This window comes from Clostridium sp. (assembly GCF_030532265.1).
Lineage (GTDB): Bacteria > Bacillota > Clostridia > Clostridiales > Clostridiaceae > Clostridium.
Map to the genome: position 1 here is coordinate 1 of NZ_JAUNLM010000060.1, position 4,508 is coordinate 4,508.

6 protein-coding genes are annotated in these 4,508 nt (G+C 26.2%); 3 read left to right on the top strand and 3 right to left on the bottom strand.

Annotation, left to right across the window (positions count from 1 at the left end; all coding sequences use genetic code 11):
* The coding region (locus Q4E08_RS10385; RefSeq protein WP_303130752.1) for a biotin/lipoyl-binding protein at positions 1 to 1,036 on the bottom strand (1,036 nt) is incomplete at its 3' end.
* Positions 1,026 to 3,239: a peptidase domain-containing ABC transporter gene (locus Q4E08_RS10390; protein WP_303130753.1), complete on the bottom strand. Its 2,214-nt coding sequence runs from the start codon at positions 3,237 to 3,239 to the stop codon at positions 1,026 to 1,028. The genes Q4E08_RS10385 and Q4E08_RS10390, both read right to left, overlap by 11 nt.
* A gap of 146 nt (positions 3,240 to 3,385) precedes the next feature.
* On the opposite strand from Q4E08_RS10390, the gene Q4E08_RS10395 reads away from it, so the two are divergent.
* The 3 genes from Q4E08_RS10395 to Q4E08_RS12160 all read left to right on the top strand — a co-directional run bounded on the left by Q4E08_RS10395 (position 3,386) and on the right by Q4E08_RS12160 (position 4,286).
* Positions 3,386 to 3,532 carry a hypothetical protein gene (locus Q4E08_RS10395; protein WP_303130754.1) on the top strand — a complete coding sequence of 49 codons (147 nt, stop codon included), beginning with the start codon at positions 3,386 to 3,388 and terminating at the stop codon, positions 3,530 to 3,532.
* Between the two features lie 21 nt (positions 3,533 to 3,553).
* Complete coding sequence (locus tag Q4E08_RS10400) at positions 3,554 to 3,712, top strand: hypothetical protein (protein ID WP_303130755.1); 159 nt, start codon at positions 3,554 to 3,556, stop codon at positions 3,710 to 3,712.
* 85 nt (positions 3,713 to 3,797) lie between these two features.
* Positions 3,798 to 4,286: a CPBP family glutamic-type intramembrane protease gene (locus tag Q4E08_RS12160; RefSeq protein ID WP_368410196.1), complete on the top strand. Its 489-nt coding sequence runs from the start codon at positions 3,798 to 3,800 to the stop codon at positions 4,284 to 4,286.
* A 32-nt stretch (positions 4,287 to 4,318) separates the two neighbouring features.
* Here the strand turns inward: Q4E08_RS12160 and Q4E08_RS10405 are convergent.
* Positions 4,319 to 4,508, bottom strand: a 190-nt coding sequence (locus Q4E08_RS10405; protein WP_303130756.1) for a helix-turn-helix domain-containing protein, incomplete at its 5' end; no start/stop codon positions are given.

The window sequence follows — 4,508 nt, forward strand, 5'->3', positions numbered from 1 at the left end:
TATCTAACTTCCCATCAACAGGAGCTTTTACAGTGCAGTCTTCTATATTTTTGTTTATCTCTTTTATATTTGAATTTACTTCTTTTAATTTTTCTTTATCAACAGTTATTTTTTCCTCAATCTGAGCCAAAACTGTTGTTTTACTTTTTTCTTTTACTATATCATTAGATTCATCTATTTTATCTAAATTATTATCTAAGCTTTTAATATTTTGATTTATTTTATCTATAGAGCCTTTTATTTGGACTTCTGTATCACTTTCTAATTTAGATAATTGATCTTCATTACCTTTAATTTCTCCTTCAACTTGAGTAATTTGCTTACTAGTTTCTTCACTTGAATTATTTCCTTGTAAATTTTCTTCCAGTTTTTTCAGTTGCTCTAATTTACTCTCTATAACTTTTCTTGAAGAAATATAACTATTATACTGATCACTAAATAAAGAACCACTTTCATTATAGTTTTTCTGATCTTTAACTGATTTTAATAATGTCTCTAAGTTATTTTTCTCATCCTGAAGGTCTTTCTTAGATTCACTTATATTATCTTTATCACTTAATGGAACCTTATTTCCAGCTACATAGCTTTTATATTTATAATAATATTCCTTTTCCTTACCATTATCCTCAAAATAATTTGTATTGTCATTTATACTATTAGTTAGCTTTTTTAAATTATCTATGTCTGTTTCAAGGTACTCTTTACTATCTTCTAACTGTCCTTTTTTATCTTCTAAATCTTTAGAATTTATTTTAAATAGAACATCTCCCTTAGAGATATTTTCTCCATTTTTCATATTAATTTCTTTTACTTCGCCTGCTATAACATTAGATATTGCATAAGTTTCATTATATGGTCTAACTATCCCAGTGGCTTTTACTACAATCTCTTTTTTACTAAACCAAGCCCATAATAAAAATATAACTATTAATGCAAGTACTATATAAATAAAAATACTCGTAAATTTATTTGGCTTAGACTCCATAACCTCTCTGCTGTCACTTAAGTTTTCTATATTATCTATTTTAAACTTCAACTTTTACAACCTCCTTAACTTGAATTTCTTCAACCTTATTTATTTCTGGAAGTTGTTCTTTCCAAAGTTCATAATACCTACCCTTTTTCTCTAATAATTCATTATGTGAACCTTCTTCTTTTATCTCTCCTTTTTCTAAAATATAAATATTATCACATCTCATAATTGTACTTAACCTATGCGCAATTATTACAGTTGTCATTCCTTCACTAAATTCGTGAATAGTCTTTTCTATAGCTTTTTCTGTTATAGAGTCAAGATTACTTGTAGCCTCATCCATTATAAGAATTTCTGGTTTTCTAAGAATTGCCCTTGCTATAGAGAATCTTTGTTTTTGTCCACCAGAAAAATTCGATCCATTTTCTTCAACTAATGTGTTATATCTTAATGGAAGTGAATTTATAAATTCATGGATCTGCGCCTTTTTACAAGCTTCTATAATTTCTTCATAAGTTAAATAAGGATTTCCAAGCATTAAATTTTCTATTATTGTTCCATTAAATAAAAAAGTTTCTTGTGATATGTACGCTATTTTATCTCTCAATGCTTCGATATTTAGGTCTAATAAATTGTAATCATTTATTATAATTTCACCCTTTTCGCATTGATAAAAATTAAGTAAAAGTTTTGCTAAAGTAGTCTTTCCTGATCCACTTTCCCCTACTAGAGCTATTCTTTGTCCAGACTTTATGTTCATGTTTATATTCTTTAATACTAAACTTCTAGTTCCGTATCTAAAATCTACATCCTCAAATTTTATATCGCCCTTTAAGGACTCAGGATTTATTTTCTTATGTTCTTCTTTAGATTTTTCAAGCTCTAAATCCAATATTTCACTTAATCTTTCGGCAGCTACTACTGCTGTTTGTAATGTAGGCTGTAAATTGATTATATTTTCAATTGGTGTTAAAAAGTATGCTAATAAAGCATTAAAAGTTAAAAGTTCACCAAAAGATATTTTTCCATTTAGTACTTGAACTGTACCAATCCATAAAATTGCTATTGCAAAAATACCTTTTACTCCACTTTTTAGTGAAACCTGTATGTTATTTATTGTTCCATTTTTAAATATAGCTTTTATAAGTTTTATAAATCTTTTTTCTGTTTCTAGATTTACTTCTCTTTCTGAATTAAAAGCCTTTATTGTTTCAATTCCGTTTAATGATTCTACTAAATAAGATGTTAACTTAGCATTACTCTCCATAGTTTCTCTATTAACTTTTTCTATATTATTTTTAAATATAAAAACTATTATTCCATATAAAATTAAAGGAATTATTGTAATCCCAAATAGCAATGTACTTTGAGAATATAATATAAAACCACCTATTAATACCATTAGTACATCTATCATCATAGTTAAAGTTACTCCAGATATCGCATCTCTTATTTTAGATGCATCATTAAATCTTGATATTATTTCACCAACTTCTCTAGTTACAAAAAAGTTCATTGGAAGATTAACTACATGATCATAATAGCCAAGCATTAATGGTATATCCAACCTTTGTCCCAAATATATTAAAAGTTGAGTTCTAAATGCCTCTAAAATAACTTTAAATAAAGCTAAAACTATGAATCCAATTGAGAATATAGCTAGAGATTGTTTTAGATTATTAGGTACTATATCATCTAATAAAAACTTGAAATAAAATGATCCCAATACCCCAAATATAGTTATTAATATTGATGCTAAAAATATATTTACTAATAATCCCTTTTGAGGTTTTACTAAATCAAAAAACCTTGAAAATACACCTTTAACTTCATTTCCTTCTTTAAATTGTGCAGTTGGAGTCATAATTAAAAGAACCCCTGTCCAAATAGTAAAGAAATCATTTGGCTTATATTTAACAATTCCTTTAGCTGGATCTGCAACAATTATTTCTTTTTCACTTATTTTATGTATAACTACATAGTGTAAAAATTTATTATCTATAACTACATGAGCTATAGCTGGTAGTGGTATTTCACCGAATATGTCCTGTGGCTTACTCGATTTAACTCCTTTTGCCGAAAATCCTAACTTTTCAGCTGCTTGTATAATTCCTAAAGCACTAGTTCCCATTTTATCTGTTCCTGCAACTTCTCTTATCTTAGATATTGGATACTTTAAGCCATATGTCTTACATATAGTAGCTAAACAAGCACATCCACAGTCTTTATAATCATGTTGCTTTATACAATAATATCTTTTCGTCATAATTCCCCCTAAAATAATACAATAAATTAACATTAAAGGGAAATTATGTACTTTTTTTGAATTTATTGTATAATTTTATTCAATTTTTGAAAAAATACGTTTTTTTGTTATATACTTATTTAGTATTTTTCAAGGAGGTATTAATAATGAATTTAAGTGAAAATTTTGAAAATCTTAATGAAGACTCATTAGAATTAATCAATGGTGGCGGATCTGATAGCGTTTGGTACTGGATTGGAAGTAAATTAGGAAAAGCTGCTTATGATACAAGAAATGATGTTTTCTGGGATTAATATTTAAGGGGGAAATTTTTTATGAATACATTAAATTTAGAAGAATTAGAAGCCATAAATGGCGGAATAAGTGGAAAAACTGTGTGGAAAGGACTTATTTGGCTAGGAGGTCATCTTCAAGATATTTCTGATTTTGGACATGGTTTTGTTGATGGAATAAAGTCAGCAGCTTCAAAATAACTATAATTATAATTAACTATAAATTCCAAAGAACATTAAAAATTCTCTGGAATTTATAGTCGAATACTATTAAAAAGGGGATAAAATGGACATAATAAAAAAACTAGACAAAATTTTTTTAAATTTGAAAATACATAACTTTATAATAATAATTATATTACTAGGTATATCGAATTTTCTCTTTAATCTATTACCAAATTTACTCTTTAAAAATGTATATGTAAATAACTTTAATTCTCCAACCTCCATAATATTAAATTCTATCTTCCTACAAATATATACCATTTCTATTGGTCCTTTTCTTGAAACATTTATTTTCCAATTCTTAATTATAAAAATATGCAAAAATTTATTTAAAAATTATACAGTTGGATTTATATTATCTATAATATTATTTTCACTCTTTCATAATTATTCACTAGAATATATATTTTCAGTATTACCTGCTGCTATATTTTTTGCATATATATTTATTTTGTATGATAAATATAAAATGAATCCATTAATACGATTAACTTTTATACATTCTGTATTTAATTTAATTCCTTTGCTAGTAATTAAATTTATAATATAAAAACTTAGTTTAAACAATAAAAGAAAGGTCTATTAATAGACCTTTCTTTTATTATTCGCTCTTATTAATGTACTCTTACTTATTCCTAAAAGCTCTGCTACTTCATTGTAGCTGCTATTTCCACCATTTACAGTAAGCATACTTAAAGCATTATTTAATTGCTTATCTGTATACTTCTTTGGTCTTCCTTCCTTAAACCCTTCTTTTGTTCTAGCTATTGCT